Consider the following 16423-nt stretch of genomic DNA (forward strand, 5'->3'; position numbering starts at 1 on the left):
GGGGCCGTGGCGGTCCGGCGGTTCAGCGGGGGCCGGTCACCACAGGACGGGCAGCCGCTCGGGGATGCGCTTCATGAAGCCGGTGCGCCACACGAGCTGTTCGATGGGGACGGCGAGGTCGAGTCCGGGCATCCGGTCGAGCAGCACCTCGATGGCGATCTGTGCGTGGCGCTTGCCCAGGGCGGTCGCGGGGCAGTAGTGGCCGCCGCCGCCGAACGACAGGTGAGCGTTCGCGTTGGGGCGGTCCAGGCGCACGGTGTGCGGGTCCTCGAACTCCTGAGGGTCGTGGTTGGCGGCCTCGACCAGGACGAGGACCAGTTCCCCCTTCTGGATCTCGACGTCGCCGAGCACCATGGTCTCCGTCGCGATGCGCGGCAGCCCGTCGGCGATGGACAGGTTGATGCGCAGCAGCTCGTCCACCGCCGCCGGAATCAGGGACGGATCGGCCACGAGCCGGGCCTTGAGTTCCGGGTGCTGGATGAGGGAGACGATCGCCATGGTGAGGAAGCCCATGACGGAGATGACTCCGGCGCCGAACATGGTGACGCCGACCGTGGCGAGCATCTCGTCCGTGAGGTGCGCGTAGTCGGGGTCGTCGCGCAGGGCCGCGAGCTCGCCCAACAGGCCGCCGGTTTCCGGGTCGTTGAGGCGCCGCACCATGTGCGCGATGTCGCGGTCCCAGTTCATCGCCGCGGCGGGGATCTCGCGCGGGGAGTTCATGAACGCGATGTGCAGCGAGTCGTACAGCTTCCCGGAGTCGGCCTCGGGGATGCCCAGGATGTAGGTGTGCAGCGCGGTGGAGTACGGCACGGTGAAGTCGTAGCGCAGATCACTGGGCGCACCGGCGGCCATCAGGCGGTCGGCGAGGTGGCGGGCGCGCTCGTACAGCCAGTCCTCAAGCCCCGGCGACTTGGGGTTCAGGGCCTTCATCACGGCTTTGCGGAGCCCGGCGCCGGTGATGTTGCCCATGTTGTTGACGACCTCGGGCGGGATCGTCAGGGCGTACTGCCGGGGCGCACCGGGCGCGGAGGTCTCGGCGAGCGAATACCGGTCGTCGTCAAGGACCTGACGGCACAGCGGATAGGAAGACACCAGCCACGCTTCCGCTCCGGCGATGGTGCGGACCTTCTTGACCGGCTCATGGGCCAGGAGCTGCGCGATCTGGGGCGGGAGGGCGGTGCCGTCGGCGTCGAAAGGGAACCGCGTCAGCTGGTCGTGGTCCACGGGGCAGCCCGGCGCGGCGGTGTTGAGGGCGGTGGTCATGCGGGCTGCTCCTGGGTGTCGACGGGGTTGATGATGGCGTGGCCCTGGTTGCGGGAGGCGCGCAGCCCGTAGCCCCGCGCGTAGAGCAGCTCCGCGAGGGGGAGTGCCTGGTGGTAGCAGTTGAGGGAGCTGGGAACGTCGAGGATGGCCGGGGTGTCGAGGAACAGCGGCACCTCGGCGCAGACGTACTTGATGCACACCTCACGCTGCCGGTCGGTGGGCGGCTGCCCGTTCAGCTTGCCGGCGAGGAAGCGCGCGGCGAGCTGGTCGCAGACCTCGCGGAACTCGGGATCCGCGGTCAGCAGGTCGTCGAGCCGGGTACGGATGCGCTGGTAGGCGGGGATCTCCAGGAGGGCGGACATGGGGCGTCCGCGCAGGCGCTTGCCCTCGGGGTCCAGGAATCCCACGGCGCCGGTCACCTTGGCGCGGACACCACGGAGGTTCTTCACCGCCTTGCGCTGTGCCTCCACCGGCGGATAGCCGAGAGCTTCGAACATCTCGGCGACATGCAGGTCCGTCCAGATCAGATCGACCTGACGGAAATGTTCCAGACCCCAGTTGGCGAGGTCGAGGACGCGTTCGTGCGTGAAGTAGCCGTTGCCGGACGAGATACCGATGACGGCGTGATCGCCCTCGTCGTGGATCACCTGGCAGTGCGGGGTGTACGGGTGCACGGCGAAAACGCCAGCTATGGCAGTCGTCAACGTCAATTTCCCCTGGCGCCGCTAGTCCCAGCAGGGCCCGATGCCCTGGGTGTGGCGGCGCGGGACCGACGTTAGCGTGATGACAGCGTGTTGATCTATCCCTACCAGCAAGTTACCTACGGATTTCGTTGTACGGGGGGCGCACGGGCTTCCGCCCGGCAACCTCGCGCCGCCGCACCTTTCCCACCTGCCACCATCACCCCACGTAACCCGCCGTTCATCCTCCGTGTGGCGGAACGGCATACGCGGTCGTAGCGTGATCTGCGGTACCGGCCGGAAGCCCGCGCGCCAGTCGAGGCGGCGGGGGTGCCGCACAGTTCGACTCGGGGACACGAGGAGAAACGCCGTGCCTTCCTTTCACTTTCCCGTGATGCTGGCGCTCGCAGCGTGCGCCTTCTTCCTCTGCCGCAAAGGCGGCACGAAGATCTCCCACGCGCTCGTCTGCGCCGGGTTCGGGTTCTATCTCGCCGATTCGGCGGTCGCCCCCTCGGTGCACACCGCGCTCAACTCCGTCACCGGCATGCTCGGACAGCTTGGCTGAGCGCGCGGGCCCCGACCGCCGCCGCGTGCGGTGGCTCCTCCTGGCCGGCTGCCTCGTCGCCGTACTCACGGGCTGCGCGGACATGGAGGGGCTGCACCGCGACGGGGCGGCGGCGAGCGTGGCCCCGCCGGAACCGCTCTGGCCGCAGGACCGGCCCTCCCCGCCCGGCCCCGAGCAGCAGCGCGGCCGGCCCTTCACCGTGCCCGGCATCGCGAAGGTGGCCTCCGGCGACATGCGGGACGCCGACCCGCTCGCCGTCGTCAAGGCCGACCTCACCGCCACCGAACGCGAGGACCAGGGCACCGGCCGGCTCGTGGACCGCCGGGCCGCCGAGCGGGTCGCGGGCTGCGTCCGGGCCGCCGGGTGCGGGGTGCGCGAGCCGGTGCTGCGGGACCTGACCGACGACGGGCGGGCCGAGCTCATCACCGCCGTCGACATCGACGGCCGGGCCAGCGAGATGCGGGTCTACCACGTGGTCGACGGCAGCGTGACCCGGGTCTTCTCGCGGCGCGCGGTCCTCGAAGGCGTCGAACTCGCCGCCGGGCACCTCGCCATCCGCGAACCCACCTCCAACGACCGGTTCGTGTACGTCTCGCACTACGGCTGGGACGGCAGGATGATGGCCCTCATCGAGCTCAAGCTCGACACCTGCCGCGCCCTCAAGCAGACCTCCGGCCTCCCCTGCGTCACGCCGTCGCCCCCACCCGGCGGCCCCTCGTGACGGCCTGGCAGGAGCGGCTGCGGCCGGGCTGGACGTACGGCCTGCGCTGGAAGATCGTGCTCACCGTGGCCGGGGTGGCCTGCGCCGTCGCCGCGATCCTCGGCGTCCTCGTGCACAACGTGCTGACCCGCCAGCGCGTGGACGAGGTCCGCAAGGAGGCGCGGCAGAGCCTGGACGCCGCGCTCAAGGAGTACGCGTACGGCACCGAGACCACCGACGGGCACGCCGTGCTTCTCGACCCGGTCCAGCTCCCGGGCGCGCTGCGGAAGCTGGCGATGAGCGGCGAGCGCGGGCTGATGGTCGGCGAGCAGGACGGCAAGGCGGTCATGTGGGCGGCGGCCCCGGCCGGCGGGCACGTCCTCGCGGTGTCCATCCCGTACGCGAGCACTCGCGACCACCTGCGCCAGATGGACACCGCCATCCTCGGCTCCGCGCTGCTCGCGGCGGGCAGCGTCACGCTGGCCGGGACCTATTTCGCCGGGCGGATCAGCCGGCGGCTGCGCCACACGGCCACCGTCGCGCGCCGGATCACCGAGGGCGACCTCGATGTGCGCACCGGGATCCCGCCCGGGGGCAAGGCCGCCGAACGCGACGCGGTGACGGCGGTCGCCGTGGCCCTGGACTCGATGGCCGCCTCCCTGCAGCGCCGTCTGGAGTCGGAGAAGCGCTTCACCGCCGACGTGGCGCACGAGCTGCGCACCCCGCTCACCGGGCTGCTGGCCGCCGCCGGGCTGCTGCCCGAGGGGCGCCCCAAGGAGATGATCAACGACCGGCTCAAGGCGCTGCACACCCTCACCGAGGACCTCCTGGAGATCTCCCGCCTCGATGCGGGCGCCGAGCAACCCGAGCTCGCCGAGCACGAGTTGGGCCCGCTGGTGGAGCGCGCGGTCCGCGCCACGGCGCTGGACTGCGAGGTCCATGTCGTACGCGACGCGACCGTACGCACCGACCGGCGCCGGCTCGACCGGATCATCGCCAACCTGGTCGTCAACGCCCACCGGCACGGGGCGCCGCCGGTGACCCTCACGGTGAACGGCCCGGTCGTCGAGATCCGTGACCACGGTCCCGGCTACCCCGTCGAACTGATCGACAGCGGCCCCCAGCGCTTCCGCACCGGCGACCCGGGCCGGGGAAGGGGCCACGGCCTGGGCCTGACGATCGCAGCGGGCCAGGCAGAGGTCCTCGGCATCGCCCTGCGCTTCTCGAATGCGGCGACGGGCGGGGCAGTCACGACTCTGCGCCTGCCGACGGCGCCCGGAAGGGGCGCGGGGCTGTGACATTGCGCGGCTCCGCCGCCGGCCCGCGGATGCATACCCACCCACCCCGCAAGGGGCTCAGCCGCTGCCCAGCGAACGGCGGGCCACCTTGGCAAGGTGGGCATCGAAGACGCCCTCCGCATCGGGAGTCAGCGTGGTCAGCGCGACCATCGCCGTGACAATGACGTCGCAGAGCTCGGCCTGCACGTCCTGCCAGCTGTGCGAAACCCCCTTGCGAGGGTTCTGCCCGGTCGCCCCGATGACCGCCTCCGCGACCTCCCCCACCTCCTCCGACAGCTTCAGCATCCGCAGCAGCGTCTGCTGCTCGGGCGGTACGGGGCTCTGCTCGGTCAGCCAGGCGTGCAGCGCGGTGACGGTGGGCCAGGGGGAGTTCCAGGTGGCGTCGTCCATGCGTCCACGGTGCCATCCGGCGGAGCACCGATGGCGCACCGGGCCGAGGTGGGGTGTCCTGGGGTCCTGGGGGACGCATCGTTCCGTACCGACCGGGAGAGAAGACCGTGACCATCGCCCTCGACAAGCTGACCGAACCCGCCGTCCGCGCCTTCGTCGGCGCGCTCAACTCCGGTGACCGTGACGCCTTCGCCGCCGCCCTGACGCCCGGGGTCACCATGTCCGACGACGGTGCGGACCGCGACGTCGCCGACTGGACCGAGCGCGAGATCTTCTCCTCCGGCGGCCACATGGACATCGAGAAGCAGACGCACGACGGGCTCGGCCTGGTCGCCAACTACCGCAACGACACGTGGGGCGAGATGCGCACCGCCTGGCGCTTCACCGTCGACGGAGGCAAGGTCAGCCGCTTCGAGACCGGCCAGGCCTGACCTGCCCGGGGGTTCACGCGCCCCCGAGTGAAACCGTCGGGCCCGGCCCGCCCAGGGTCAAGAGGAGATCCGTGCCCCCGCCCCGCTCACCCGCACCCGCGCGTCGCCCGCGCGCAGCGTCACGGTGAGCACGCCGGGACGGCCGAGGTCCTCGCCCTGATGGAGTGTCAGCTCCGACTCCTCGGCGACCAGGCCGAGTTCACGCGCGTACGCCCCGAACGCGGCCGCCGCCGCACCCGTCGCCGGGTCCTCGACGACCCCGCCGACCGGGAACGGGTCGCGGACATGGAAGACCGACTCCGAGGCGCGCCAAACCAGTTGGACGGTGATGAGGTCGAGGCGATGCATCAGCGCCGTGAGCCGGTCGAAGTCGTAGGAGAGGTCCGCGAGGCGCTCGCGGGTGGCCGCGCCGAGAACGAGATGGCGGGCGCCGGCGAAGGCGATCCGGGGCACGATCGCGGGGTCGAGGTCCCCGGCCGGCCAGCCCAGGGCGGCCAGTGCCTCGGCGAGGTCCTTCTCGTCGACGGGCTCCGAGTGCGGCTCGACGCTGGTCAGAGTGGCGCGCAGGCCACCGCTCGCCGCGTCCTCGGCGACCGTCACCGGGACCGTACCGGCCGGGGTCGCGAACACCAGCTCCCCGGTGCCGATGCGCTCGCCGAGCGCGATCGCCGTCGCCACCGTGGCGTGCCCGCAGAACGGCACCTCGGCCTTCGGGCTGAAGAACCGCAGCGTGAAAGCCCGCCCCGGCTCGCCGAGCCCCTCCGGCGGCGCCGTCAGGAACGCCGACTCGCTGTAGCCGAGTTCCGCGGCGATCGCCAGCATCCCGGCGTCGTCGAGCCCCGAGGCGTCGGGGACGACCCCGGCCGGGTTGCCCCCGGCGGGGTCGGCGGAGAAGGCGGTGTAGCGGAGGATCTCGGGCTGGGTGCCGGGCTGGGCTTCGGGCCGCGTGTCGTTCGTCATGATCGCCTCAACTGCCGTGCTGGACCGCCTATTCCGGCCACCCGGGAAACGGGCGAGCGGCTCAGCCCCGGCCGATGTACGGCATCGCCGTGGCCAGTACCGTCGCGAACTGGATGTTCGCCTCCAGCGGCAGCTCCGCCATGTGAAGCACCGTCCGCGCCACATCCGCCGCGTCCATCACCGGCTCCACCGCCAGCTCCCCGTTGGCCTGCGGAATCCCGGTCTGCATGCGCTGCGTCATCTCGGTCGCCGCGTTGCCGATGTCGATCTGCCCGACCGCGATCCGGTACCGGCGCCCGTCCAGGGACAGCGACTTGGTGAGGCCCGTCATCGCGTGCTTCGTCGCCGTGTACGCCACCGAGTCCGGCCGCGGGGCGTGCGCCGAGATCGAGCCGTTGTTGATGATCCGCCCGCCCTGCGGATCCTGCTCCTTCATGGCGCGGAACGCGGCCTGCGCGCACAGGAACGCGCCGTTCAGGTTCACGTCGACCACCGAGCGCCACGCCTCGTACGACAGGTCCTCGACCGGCACCCCGCCGGGCCCGAACGTCCCCGCGTTGTTGAACAGCAGGTCCACCCGCCCATACGCGGCCCGGGCCGCGGCGAACAGCGCGCCGACCTCGTCAGGCGAGGTCACATCCGTACGGACGCAGAGCACGTCGGCGTCCTTGCCGGCCAGCGCCGCGGTCTCCTCCAGGGCCTCGGCGCGGCGCCCGGCCAGGGCCACCGACCAGCCCGCGCCGGCCAGCGCGAGGGCCACACAACGGCCGATGCCGGACCCGGCACCGGTCACGACGGCAGACTTCCGGGGCTTTTGCGAGGTGGTGTCCATGGGCCCGGAGCGTACGGGAGGGGCTCGTGCGTGAGACGGCTCGTCCGCGATGTGGGAGCCCGCACGGGTCGTATCCCGGTGTGACCCGTCCCTCGTTTCCCGTTCCTGCCGACTGGTCCCCTCACCCGGGTCCGGCTGAGAACATGGTTATTCGATTCAACTTTCAGGAGTGAAAGCGATGCCGGAGCGCGGGGGCCAGGACACCCAGGGCTACATATCGACCACGGCCGACGCGAAGGCGCCCGGTGCCGCCGCGACCGCCGCCGTGCGCCGCACGAGTCTCCTGGTCACGCTGGTGCTCGGCGGGCTCACCGCGCTCCCGCCGCTCTCCATGGACATGTACCTGCCGGCCCTGCCCGAGGTCACCGACGCACTGCGCTCACCCGCCGCGACCGTCCAGCTCACCCTCACCGCGTGCCTGGCCGGCATGGCGCTCGGCCAGCTCGTCGTCGGCCCGATGAGCGACAAATGGGGACGCCGCCGACCGCTGCTCATCGGCATGATCGTGTACGTCCTGGCCACCGCGGTCTGCGCCTTCGCGCCCAACGTCGAACTCCTCATCGGCTTCCGCCTTCTGCAGGGGCTGGCCGGCGCCGCGGGCATCGTGATCGCCCGCGCCGTGGTGCGCGACCTCTACGACGGCGTCGAGATGGCCCGCTTCTTCTCCACCCTGATGCTGATCTCCGGCGTGGCCCCCGTGGTGGCCCCGCTGATCGGCGGACAGGTGCTGCGGCTCACCGACTGGCGCGGCGTCTTCGCCGTACTGACCGTGATCGGAGTGCTGCTCACCGCCGTCGTGTGGAAGTGGCTGCACGAGACGCTGCCCGCGGACCGGAGGCACTCCGGCGGCGTAAGCGAGGCCCTGCGCACCATGGGCGGCCTGCTGGGGGACCGGGTCTTCACCGGCTACATGCTCGCGGGCGGCCTCGCCTTCGCCGCCCTGTTCGCCTACATCTCGGCCTCCCCGTTCGTGGTGCAGGAGATCTACGGCGCGTCCCCGCAGACCTTCTCCCTGCTGTTCGGCCTGAACTCCGTCGGCCTGGTCGTCGTCGGCCAGATCAACGGCAAGCTCCTCATCGGCCGGGTCAGCCTCGACAAGGCGCTCGGCTTCGGGCTCGCCGTGATCACGCTGGCGGCGACGGCGCTGCTCCTCATGACGTCCGGGGTGTTCGGCGAGGTGGGCCTCGCGCCGATCGCGGCCGGCCTGTTCGTGCTGATGTCCGCGATGGGCCTCGCCATGCCGAACACCAACGCCCAGGCCCTGATGCGCACCCCCAACGCGGCCGGTTCCGCCTCCGCGCTGCTCGGCACGTCCTCGTTCCTGGTCGGCGCGGTCGCATCGCCGCTGGTCGGCATCGCGGGCGAGGCGACGGCCGTGCCCATGGCGGTCGTCCAGCTCGCCTCGGCCGTCGCGGCCCTGCTCTGCTTCCTGCTTCTGTGCCGGCCCTGGCAGCGCAAGCGCGAGTCCCCCGCCGCGACGGCCGGAGGGTCCGGGGACCCGGCGCGGCAAAAGTAGACTCCCCCGGTGAACCCGGTGAACCACTCCCTCCCCGTCCCGGACGTCCTGCGCTCGGCGCTCGCCGGACTGCTCGACGGTCTTCCCCCCTCGCAGGCCGCGGGCGCCGTCGACCGGCTGATCGGCCACTACCGCGGCGTCGTCCCCACCCACGCCCCGGTACTGCGCGACCGCTCCGACGTCGCCGCCTACGCCGCGTACCGGATGCCCGCCACCTTCGAGGCGGTGCGCTCCGCGCTCGACGCGTTCCGGGACGCGGCCGGCCCGTGGACGCCTGCCACGCACACCGACATCGGCGGCGGCACCGGCGCCGCGAGCTGGGCGGTCGCCGAGGCCTGGGAGGACGCGGACACCCCCGTCGCCACCACCGTCCTGGACTGGGCCGAGCCCGCGCTCGCCGTCGGCCGCGAACTCGCCGAGGCCTCCGGGCTGCCCGGCCTGCGCAACGCCCGCTGGGAGCGCGCCCGCATCGGCTCGGCCCTCACCCTGGAGAGCGCCGACCTCGTCACCGTCTCGTACGTCCTGAACGAGCTCACCCCCGACGACCGCCGCACCCTGATCGACACGGCGGCCGCGGCGGCCACCGGCGCCGTCGTCATCGTCGAGCCCGGCACCCCCGACGGCTACGCCCGCGTCATCGAGGCGCGCGACCGGCTGATCGCGGCGGGCCTGCGCGTGGCCGCGCCCTGCCCGCACAGCGCCGCCTGCCCCATCGAGCCCGGCACCGACTGGTGCCACTTCTCGGCCCGGGTCAGCCGCTCCTCGCTGCACCGCCAGATCAAGGGCGGCTCACTGGCGTACGAGGACGAGAAGTTCAGCTACGTCGCCGCCACGATCCCCCAAGCTCTCAAGGAGCGGGGAGGGGCCCCCATCACCCCCGAACCCGCCCCGTCCCGGATCGTCCGGCGGCCGCAGATCCGCAAGGGGCAGGTGCTGCTCGATCTGTGCACGGCCGAGGAGCAACTGCGCCGTGAGACGGTCAGCAAGCGGCACGGGACGCTGTACCGGGCGGCCCGGGATGCCGAGTGGGGCGACCCCTGGCCGCCCCACTCCGCATCGTCGCCCTCCTAGTCAGGAACGGATTTCCTGGGTGCAGCACTTCACGCTGCCGCCGCCCTTGAGCAGCTCGCCCAGGTCCATCCCGATCGGTTCGTACCCGCGGGCCCGCAGCGGGTCGAAGAGGCCGATGGCCCCCTGGGGGAGCAGGACGTGGTGCCCGTCGCTCACCGCGTTGAGCCCGAGCGCCGCCGCGTCCGGCTCCTCGGCGATCAGCGCGTCCGGGAACAGCCGGGCCAGCACGGCCCGGCTGCCCCGGGAGAAGGCCGGCGGGTAGTACATGATCTCGTCGGCCGAGTCGTCCAGGACGCACAGGGCCGTGTCCAGGTGGTAGTAGCGCGGGTCGACGAGATCGAGCCCGATGACCGGGCGGCCGAAGAACTCCTGGGCCTCGTCGTGCGAGAGCGGGCTGGACCGGAAACCGCGTCCGGCCAGGAGATACGAGTCGGTGACGGCGAAGTCGCCCTCGCCCTCGTTGATGTGCGAGGGCTCGTGGACGGTGGTGAAGCCGTGCGCCCGGAACCAGTCGAGGTGGACCTCGGCCTCCGCCGCGCGCTCGGGATGCGCGAAGCGGGCGCCGAGCACCCGGTTGTCGATCACGGTGGCCCCGTTGGCGGCGAAGACCATGTCGGGCAGCTCGGGGCGGGGGTCGAGCAGTTCGACGGTGTGGCCGAGCGAACGGTAGCGGTCGCGCAGGTCCTCCCACTGGGCCAGGGCCAGCGGCAGGTCGACCGGCTTCTCGGGGTCCATCCAGGGATTGATGGAGTACGTGACCTTGAAGTGTGCCGGTGGGCACATCAGATAGCGCCGGGGTCGGGCGGTTCTCTGCGTACGGAAGTCACGGGCTTCACGAGGCAATGAGGGCTCCTCACGGGCGACTTGGGCCGCGCGAGTGCGCGGCCGCGTGCAGCCCATGGTCCGCCGTGAAGAGCGTCCGCGCAGTGAACCGTCCGGGTATTTTTGCCCGGGCCCGCCTCTGGGGGCCGGGGGCCGCCGAATCGACCCGCCCCGCTCACGTCGACGCCGTCCGATGGTCACGGGCGGGTCATGTCACACACCCCGGATGTCCGGTGCGGTCACCCGGGGAGCAGGATGGTGGGACGATGTTCCTCGTGGACGAGAGTCCCTAGTGGATGAAAGTCCCTCGGGGTCGACGGTGAGGTGAGGGGATAGATGGGCGCTGAGTTCGGCCGTTCCCGCGGCGAGGAGAGCAAACTGTCCCGCTGGCTGCGCAGGCGGCCCAAGGACGCTCCGGGCGCGGACCAGGGCCGGCTCGGCCTGCTGCTGGCCGTGGCCGCCGCAGACCTGCCCCTGGCGCCCGCCGCGTACCCCGTCGGCTACTCGTGTTCCTGCGAGCGGATGGGCTGTCCCACGCCCGCCCGCCACCCCGTCTCCTTCGCCTGGCAGACGCAGTCCACCACCGACCGCGCGCAGGTCGAGCGCTGGGCGCTCGGGCAGCCCGAGGCGAACTTCATCACCGCGACCGGCATGGTCCACGACGTGCTCGACGTACCGCTCGAAGCGGGGCGCGAGGCGCTGGCCCGGCTCCTGTCCGAGGGGATCGACGTCGGGCCCGTCGCCGAGGCCGCCGGTGACGGCGATCACGGGCGCATGCTCTTCTTCACCGCGACCCGGGGCACGCCCGAGGACGAGGACGAGTGGTGGCCCTGCGAGCTGGACTGCCACCCCGAGACGATGGACGAGCATCCGGGGCTGCGCTGGCACTGCCGCGGGAGCTACGTCCTCGTACCGCCCGCGCGGCTGCCGGGGGAGCTCGAGGTGGGGTGGGTCCGGGGGCCGGAACATGCGCTGGTGGATCCGCTGACGTTGCTGGAGGCGTTGACGGATGCGTGTGCGCGGTATGCGGGCGATGCGGGGCCTCACGCGGCAGCCTGGCCGCTGGGCCGGTAGGCCCCACCCCGCCCCTTCCCCAAACCCGCCGGGGGTGGGTGGTTGAGGGAAGCTCCGTCTCCTGGGGCTCCGCCCCAGACCCCGTATCGCGCCTTGAGGGCGCTCGTCCTCAAACGCCGGACAGGCTGGGTATGCCTGCACCGGCACGCTGCCAAGGACGACCCTGTCAGGGGCGCGGAGCCCTACGCCCCCTTCACCCCCACCAGCCCCTGCACCCGGTTCGCCACGACGACGGCTCCCTGGGGCGCGACCAGGGCCAGTTCGTTCGAGATCCACTCCCTTGTCAGGGAGGAATTGACCTGGCCGGTCAGCAGGGCCTTCTCGTCGGGGGAGATGTCCAGGCGGACCCCCTTCGCGGCGGTCTGGCGCTCGAAGTGGCGGGCCGCGAAGAAGACCAGGGCGCGGTTGTCCGCGGTGCGCAGGCCCAGCGGGGCGAAGTCGCCCTCGGTCAGGGGCTGGTCGATGAACTGGCTGATCCGGCCGGACCGTACCGCGTTCTTCTGGCGGGCGTCGCGCCAGCCGCTGGTGTGCTCTCCGGCCGCGAACACGGGCGGCTTGCCGTCCTGGAGGTAGGAGGCGTAGTCGGCGCTCAGGTCCTTCGGGGCGACCGCCAGCGAGGGGTCGTCGGGGCGTACCGGCTCGGCCCAGCCGTCCTTGTCCGTCTTGAAGGCGGGGACGTCCTTGACGCCCAGGATGGACAGGTAGGCCAGCTTCCACACCTGCTCGGGGCCGCTGCGTATGAAGAGCAGCAGCCAGCGGGTGTCGTTCGGGCCCTTGTCGTCCTGGTCGCGGTTGGAGTCGGTGTCGGCGACGAACCAGCGCGGCCAGCCGGCCTGCTTGGGGATCGTGTACTTGGCGTCGGTCAGGGCCAGTTCCGAGTGCCGGGCATTGCCCGCCGGGTTCGTCACGTGCGCCGCCGTGAAGCCCGCCTGCGTGGTGGCGCCGAACGCGCCGGTGACCCGGCCCGCGTCCAGGGCCGGGTCGTACGCCTTGTCCGCCTTGTTGTAGGCGTCGGTGAACGCGGTGAGCGCCTCGGCGGCCTCAGCCTTCGTCGCCGACGGTACGACTTCCCGCTCCCCGTGCACCGTCACGCAGCCGCTCGCGGTCACCGTCAGTACGGTCGCCGTCGCGAGCCCCGCCGTCAGCCGACTCACCCTGCTCATGAACCGCCTTCTGCCCTTCGACCCTCGTAGTCCCCACGGACTTCCGGAACCCTACCGGGGCGAAGAACAACACCAGCGTGGGGATCAGGTACAGGACCCAGACCGCGACCTGGACGACGGTGGGATCGGGCTGGAAGTTGAAGACGCCCTTGAGCAGGGTGCCGTACCAGCTGTCCGGCTCGATCGTCGAACTGATGTCGAAGGCAAGGGAGTTGATGCCCGGCAGGAAGTCCGCCTCCTGGAGGTCGTGCACCCCGTACGCGAGGACGCCCGCCGCGACGACCACCAGCATGCCGCCGGTCCACGTGAAGAACTTCGCCAAGTTGATCTTCAGGGCGCCGCGGTAGAACAGCCAGCCCAGGAACACCGCCGTGGCCAGGCCCAACAGGGCGCCGGCCATCGGCTGGACGGTGCCGTTCTCGGAACCGGCCGCGTGCACCGACGTCCACACGAAGAGGGCCGTCTCCAGGCCTTCACGGCCGACCGCGAGGAACGCGGTGGCCACGAGCGCGCCGGTGCCCATCCGCAGCGCCGAGTCGAGCTTGCCCTGGAGCTCGGTCTTCAGGTGCCGCGCGGTGCGCCGCATCCAGAACACCATCCAGGTGACCAGGCAGACGGCGACGATCGACAGCGAACCGCCGAGCGCCTCCTGGGCCTTGAACGTCATCTCCTGGGAGCCGAATTCGAGCCCGGCGCCGAACGCGAACGCCACGAAGACGGCCACCCCCACGCCGATCCACACCGGCTTCAGGGCGTCGCGACGGTCGGTCTTCACGAGGTACGCGACCAGGATGCAGACGACCAGGCTGGCCTCGAGACCCTCGCGCAGGCCGATCAGATAGTTGGCGAACATGTCTCCCTCTCAGCCGAAGAGTCCCCGGCCCCACCAGTCGTCCTTGTCGCGGACGCCCGGCGGAACCGCGAAAATCGCCGAACCCACGTGCTGGATGTATTCGTTGAGCGCGTCATGGCGCGCGAGGCTCCGCTGGATGGGCAGGAAGCCCTTGCGGACGTCGCGCTGGTAGGCCAGGAAGAACAGGCCCGCGTCCAGGCGGCCGAGGCCGTCCGTGCCGTCCGTGAAGGAGTAGCCGCGGCGCAGGATCCGTACGCCGTCGTTGGAGTCGGGGTGTGCCAGGCGCACGTGCGCGGTCGGCTTCATCGCCTTCAGGAACGGCTCGTCGCGCTCCTTGGCCTTGCCGACCGGGGCGCCCTCGCCCTTGTCGCGGCCGAACACGTCCTCCTGCTCCTGGAGCGAGGTGCGGTCCCAGGTCTCGATGTGCATCCGGATGCGGCGGGCCACCAGGTAGGAGCCGCCGGTCATCCAGTCGCTGCCGTCCTTCGCGCCGACCCAGACGTGGTCGTCGAGGGCCTTGGCGTCGGTGCCCGGTACGTTCCGGGTGCCGTCCTTGAAGCCCATCATGTTGCGCGGGGTCTGCGCGTCCGGCGTCGTCGAGGACGTCTTGCCGAAGCCGAGCTGCGACCAGCGGATGGCGACCTTGCCCATGCCGATGCGGGCCAGGTTGCGGATCGCGTGCACCGCGACCTGCGGGTCGTCCGCGCAGGCCTGCACGCACAGGTCGCCGCCGCTGCGCGCCGCGTCCAGGTTGTCGCCGGGGAACTGCTCGATGTCGACGAGCGCTTCGGGCCGCCTGGCCTCCAGGCCGAAGCGGTCCTTGGCGAAGAGCGAGGGGCCGACGCCGAAGGTCAGGGTGAGGCGTGACGGCTTGAGGCCGAGCGCCTCACCGGTGTCGTCCGGCGGCGCCTCGGCGAGCCCGCCGTAGGCTCCCGCGCCGACCGGCTTGCCCTCGGTCATCGCGGCCGCGGCCGCCGTCCAGTCCTTGAGGAGCTGGACGAGTTCGGCGCGGTCCTTCGTCGTCACGTCGAACGAGGCGAAGTGCAGCCGGTCCTGGACGGCGGTGGCTATGCCGGCCTGGTGGGCGCCGTGGAAGGGCACCGCGGCGCCCGTGTCCGCGGCGGGCACCGCGTCGCCGCCGCTGTCCTTCACGACGGCCACGGCACCGCCGGCCGCGGCCGCGCCGAGCGCGAGCCCCGCACCGCCCCAGCCGAGCAGCGCCCGGCGCGAAGGGGTCCTGCCCGGGCCGGTGGCCTCGGTCGTTTCGCTCATGACGGATCTCCTCCTGGCTCCGGGCGTTACTTCGTGACGGCGGCGGCGAGCTTGGACAGCGGCTCGGCGAGCGCGTTCACCGTGTCGGAGAGCTGCTTGCGGTCCCCCTCGCCGACCTTGTCGTACGCGGTGAAGTCGTAGGAGTTCTTGTCCGTGCGGTACTTGTCGAGCAGCGTGTTCAGGGCCGCGAACTGCTTGTCCAGCTCGGTGGCGAGCGCCGGGTCGTTCTTCGAGGCGACCGGCTTGAGCAGCTCGTACGCCTTCTGCGCGCCCTCGACGTTGCCCTTGAAGTCGGACAGGTCGGTGTGGCTGTAGCGGTCCTCCTCACCGGTGATCTTCCCGGTGGCGACCTCGTCGAGGAGTTCTTTGGCGCCGTTGGCCATCGAGGTCGGGGTGATCTCGGCGGTGCCGACCCGCTTCTGCCAGTCCGCCAGGTCCTTGTCGAGCTCGGTGGCGAGGTCCTTCTCGTCCTGGCCGATCTTGTTGTCGGCCCAGAGGGACTTCTCCAGACGGTGCCAGCCGGTCCACTTCTGGCCCTTCTCCAGGCCGTCCTCGCGGGTGTCCGTCTTCGGGTCGATGTCGCCGAAGGACTCGGCTACCGGCTCGGTGCGCTCCCAGCCCAGGCGCGAGGGGGCGAACGCCTTCTTGGCGGCCTCCACGTCGCCGGCCCGCACCGCGTCCGTGAAGACCTTGACCTTGGGCAGCGTCTCGTCGGCCTGCTCCTGCGCGTACTTGCGGTACTCGGCGACGGCCGTGTCCAGCTGCGGGTTGCGCTTGACGGCGGCGCCGCCGGTGACGTTGACCTTCTGGCGGATGCCGTCGCCCTTCATGCCGGGCTTGCAGGCCACCTCGTAGGAGCCGGCCTTGACCTCGGCGGTGAGCTGCTGCTTCAGGCCGGGGCCTATGTTCTCGCGCTCGGCGACGATGCGGTCGTCCGGGAAGAGCAGGTAGACCTCGGTGACCTTGGAGCCCTTGTTCTCGATGTCGAACTTGACGTGCCCGGCCGGGAAGTCGGTCTTCGAGAGCTTGCAGGAGCTGTCGGTGGCGGTGACCTGGATCGCGTCACCGGCGCCGCCCGACTTGGCGTCGCTCTTGTCGGCGCAGCCCGTGACGGCGGTCAGTGCCGCGACGGCAGCGGCGGCGGTGACTACGGAGGTACGGACGGGTCGCATGCGGGCTCCACGCTGGTTCAGGGTCGACGGGTCGACTGAGGCGGACCTAACTTAACCGAGCCTTACCTGGCCGATACCCACTGGGTGCGTGATTCAGCTCTCACCGGTCACGGCGGGGTCACGGATCACGCCGGGGCACCACCAGCGGCGTGCCTGTGCGGGGATGCGCGAGCACCTCCACGGGCTGCCGGTGGACCCAGTTCCTGATGGCGCAGGTCGAGCGCGGCGGCCGGCTCGTCGAGCAGCAGCACCGGGGTGCGCTGGGCGAGCACCCGGGCCGGCGCCACCCGCGCCCGCTCGCCCCCGGACAGCGCGTCGAAGGTCCTTCCCGCGAACCCGGTCGCCGCCATCGCGTGCGCCG

Annotated in this window: 17 protein-coding genes and 1 pseudogene; 7 read left to right on the plus strand and 11 right to left on the minus strand. The window is 71.6% G+C overall.

Annotated features, from left to right (window positions below; all coding sequences use genetic code 11):
- Positions 1-36: 36 nt before the first annotated feature.
- Together ABD346_RS24280 and ABD346_RS24285 are read right to left on the minus strand one after the other, a co-directional pair.
- Positions 37-1263, minus strand: coding sequence for a cytochrome P450 (locus ABD346_RS24280; RefSeq protein WP_344377620.1), 1227 nt, complete (start codon positions 1261-1263; stop codon positions 37-39).
- Complete coding sequence (locus ABD346_RS24285; protein WP_344377621.1) at positions 1260-1967, minus strand: cyclodityrosine synthase; 708 nt, start codon at positions 1965-1967, stop codon at positions 1260-1262. The genes ABD346_RS24280 and ABD346_RS24285 overlap by 4 nt, the downstream gene beginning before the upstream one ends.
- Before the next feature lie 346 nt (positions 1968-2313).
- Between ABD346_RS24285 and ABD346_RS24290 the strand changes: the two genes are divergently transcribed.
- From ABD346_RS24290 to ABD346_RS24300, 3 genes are read left to right on the plus strand one after another with little or no spacing between them, the layout of a single operon-like run.
- Positions 2314-2508 carry a hypothetical protein gene (locus tag ABD346_RS24290; RefSeq protein ID WP_344377717.1) on the plus strand — a complete coding sequence of 65 codons (195 nt, stop codon included), beginning with the start codon at positions 2314-2316 and terminating at the stop codon, positions 2506-2508.
- Complete coding sequence (locus ABD346_RS24295; RefSeq protein WP_344377622.1) at positions 2501-3229, plus strand: hypothetical protein; 729 nt, start codon at positions 2501-2503, stop codon at positions 3227-3229. The genes ABD346_RS24290 and ABD346_RS24295 overlap by 8 nt, the downstream gene beginning before the upstream one ends.
- The gene (locus ABD346_RS24300) at positions 3226-4506 is read left to right on the plus strand and encodes a sensor histidine kinase (protein WP_344377624.1); all 1281 of its coding nucleotides are present in this window, start codon (positions 3226-3228) and stop codon (positions 4504-4506) included. The genes ABD346_RS24295 and ABD346_RS24300 overlap by 4 nt, the downstream gene beginning before the upstream one ends.
- Positions 4507-4563: 57 nt before the next feature.
- Here the strand turns inward: ABD346_RS24300 and ABD346_RS24305 are convergent, their stop codons facing one another.
- Positions 4564-4896, minus strand: a complete 333-nt coding sequence (locus ABD346_RS24305; protein WP_344377625.1) for a MazG-like family protein — start codon at positions 4894-4896, stop codon at positions 4564-4566.
- Between the two features lie 107 nt (positions 4897-5003).
- Between ABD346_RS24305 and ABD346_RS24310 the strand changes: the two genes are divergently transcribed.
- Positions 5004-5327, plus strand: coding sequence for a nuclear transport factor 2-like protein (locus ABD346_RS24310; RefSeq protein ID WP_344377626.1), 324 nt, complete (start codon positions 5004-5006; stop codon positions 5325-5327).
- 57 nt (positions 5328-5384) lie between these two features.
- Here ABD346_RS24310 and ABD346_RS24315 read toward each other — a convergent pair whose 3' ends face one another.
- Together ABD346_RS24315 and ABD346_RS24320 are read right to left on the minus strand one after the other, a co-directional pair.
- Positions 5385-6287, minus strand: a complete 903-nt coding sequence (locus ABD346_RS24315; RefSeq protein ID WP_344377628.1) for a PhzF family phenazine biosynthesis protein — start codon at positions 6285-6287, stop codon at positions 5385-5387.
- 61 nt (positions 6288-6348) lie between these two features.
- Entirely contained in the window at positions 6349-7119 is a 771-nt protein-coding gene (locus ABD346_RS24320) for an SDR family oxidoreductase (RefSeq protein ID WP_344377629.1), read from the minus strand.
- A 178-nt stretch (positions 7120-7297) separates the two neighbouring features.
- Between ABD346_RS24320 and ABD346_RS24325 the strand changes: the two genes are divergently transcribed.
- Both ABD346_RS24325 and ABD346_RS24330 read left to right on the plus strand, forming a co-directional pair.
- On the plus strand, positions 7298-8635 hold the full coding sequence (locus ABD346_RS24325; RefSeq protein WP_344377631.1) for a multidrug effflux MFS transporter: 1338 nt from the start codon (positions 7298-7300) through the stop codon (positions 8633-8635).
- An 18-nt stretch (positions 8636-8653) separates the two neighbouring features.
- Entirely contained in the window at positions 8654-9706 is a 1053-nt protein-coding gene (locus ABD346_RS24330; protein WP_344377710.1) for a small ribosomal subunit Rsm22 family protein, read from the plus strand.
- Here the strand turns inward: ABD346_RS24330 and ddaH are convergent, their stop codons facing one another.
- Positions 9707-10606, minus strand: coding sequence for a dimethylargininase (gene ddaH, locus ABD346_RS24335; RefSeq protein ID WP_344377632.1), 900 nt, complete (start codon positions 10604-10606; stop codon positions 9707-9709).
- A gap of 258 nt (positions 10607-10864) precedes the next feature.
- Here ddaH and ABD346_RS24340 point away from each other — a divergent pair, with 258 nt between their 5' ends.
- Positions 10865-11602, plus strand: a complete 738-nt coding sequence (locus tag ABD346_RS24340; protein ID WP_344377635.1) for a bifunctional DNA primase/polymerase — start codon at positions 10865-10867, stop codon at positions 11600-11602.
- 182 nt (positions 11603-11784) lie between these two features.
- On the opposite strand, the gene ABD346_RS24345 is transcribed toward ABD346_RS24340, so the two are convergent.
- The 5 genes and pseudogenes from ABD346_RS24345 to ABD346_RS24365 form a co-directional block, all read right to left on the minus strand.
- Positions 11785-12756, minus strand: a complete 972-nt coding sequence (locus ABD346_RS24345; RefSeq protein WP_344377711.1) for an SCO2278 family lipoprotein — start codon at positions 12754-12756, stop codon at positions 11785-11787.
- Positions 12644-13618 carry an iron uptake transporter permease EfeU gene (gene efeU / locus ABD346_RS24350; protein ID WP_344377638.1) on the minus strand — a complete coding sequence of 325 codons (975 nt, stop codon included), beginning with the start codon at positions 13616-13618 and terminating at the stop codon, positions 12644-12646. The genes ABD346_RS24345 and efeU overlap by 113 nt, the downstream gene beginning before the upstream one ends.
- Before the next feature lie 9 nt (positions 13619-13627).
- Complete coding sequence (gene efeB, locus ABD346_RS24355) at positions 13628-14890, minus strand: iron uptake transporter deferrochelatase/peroxidase subunit (protein WP_344377641.1); 1263 nt, start codon at positions 14888-14890, stop codon at positions 13628-13630.
- Positions 14891-14916: 26 nt separating this feature from the next.
- Complete coding sequence (gene efeO, locus ABD346_RS24360; protein ID WP_344377642.1) at positions 14917-16062, minus strand: iron uptake system protein EfeO; 1146 nt, start codon at positions 16060-16062, stop codon at positions 14917-14919.
- Positions 16063-16180: 118 nt separating this feature from the next.
- Positions 16181-16421, minus strand: a pseudogene (locus tag ABD346_RS24365) (ATP-binding cassette domain-containing protein); the annotation flags it as partial.
- Positions 16422-16423 lie beyond the last annotated feature (2 nt).

This window comes from Streptomyces mauvecolor (assembly GCF_039532965.1).
Lineage (GTDB): Bacteria > Actinomycetota > Actinomycetes > Streptomycetales > Streptomycetaceae > Streptomyces > Streptomyces violascens.

Bases quoted from the DNA above. Each gene is read 5' to 3' on its own strand.
- ABD346_RS24280 (WP_344377620.1), bottom strand. From the start codon at position 1,263: ATGACCACCGCCCTCAACACCGCCGCGCCGGGCTGCCCCGTGGACCAC.
- ABD346_RS24305 (WP_344377625.1), bottom strand. From the start codon at position 4,896: ATGGACGACGCCACCTGGAACTCCCCCTGGCCCACCGTCACCGCGCTG.
- ABD346_RS24315 (WP_344377628.1), bottom strand. From the start codon at position 6,287: ATGACGAACGACACGCGGCCCGAAGCCCAGCCCGGCACCCAGCCCGAG.
- ABD346_RS24320 (WP_344377629.1), bottom strand. From the start codon at position 7,119: ATGGACACCACCTCGCAAAAGCCCCGGAAGTCTGCCGTCGTGACCGGT.
- ABD346_RS24325 (WP_344377631.1), top strand. From the start codon at position 7,298: ATGCCGGAGCGCGGGGGCCAGGACACCCAGGGCTACATATCGACCACG.
- ddaH (WP_344377632.1), bottom strand. From the start codon at position 10,606: ATGGGCTGCACGCGGCCGCGCACTCGCGCGGCCCAAGTCGCCCGTGAG.
- ABD346_RS24340 (WP_344377635.1), top strand. From the start codon at position 10,865: ATGGGCGCTGAGTTCGGCCGTTCCCGCGGCGAGGAGAGCAAACTGTCC.
- efeU (WP_344377638.1), bottom strand. From the start codon at position 13,618: ATGTTCGCCAACTATCTGATCGGCCTGCGCGAGGGTCTCGAGGCCAGC.
- efeB (WP_344377641.1), bottom strand. From the start codon at position 14,890: ATGAGCGAAACGACCGAGGCCACCGGCCCGGGCAGGACCCCTTCGCGC.
- efeO (WP_344377642.1), bottom strand. From the start codon at position 16,062: ATGCGACCCGTCCGTACCTCCGTAGTCACCGCCGCCGCTGCCGTCGCG.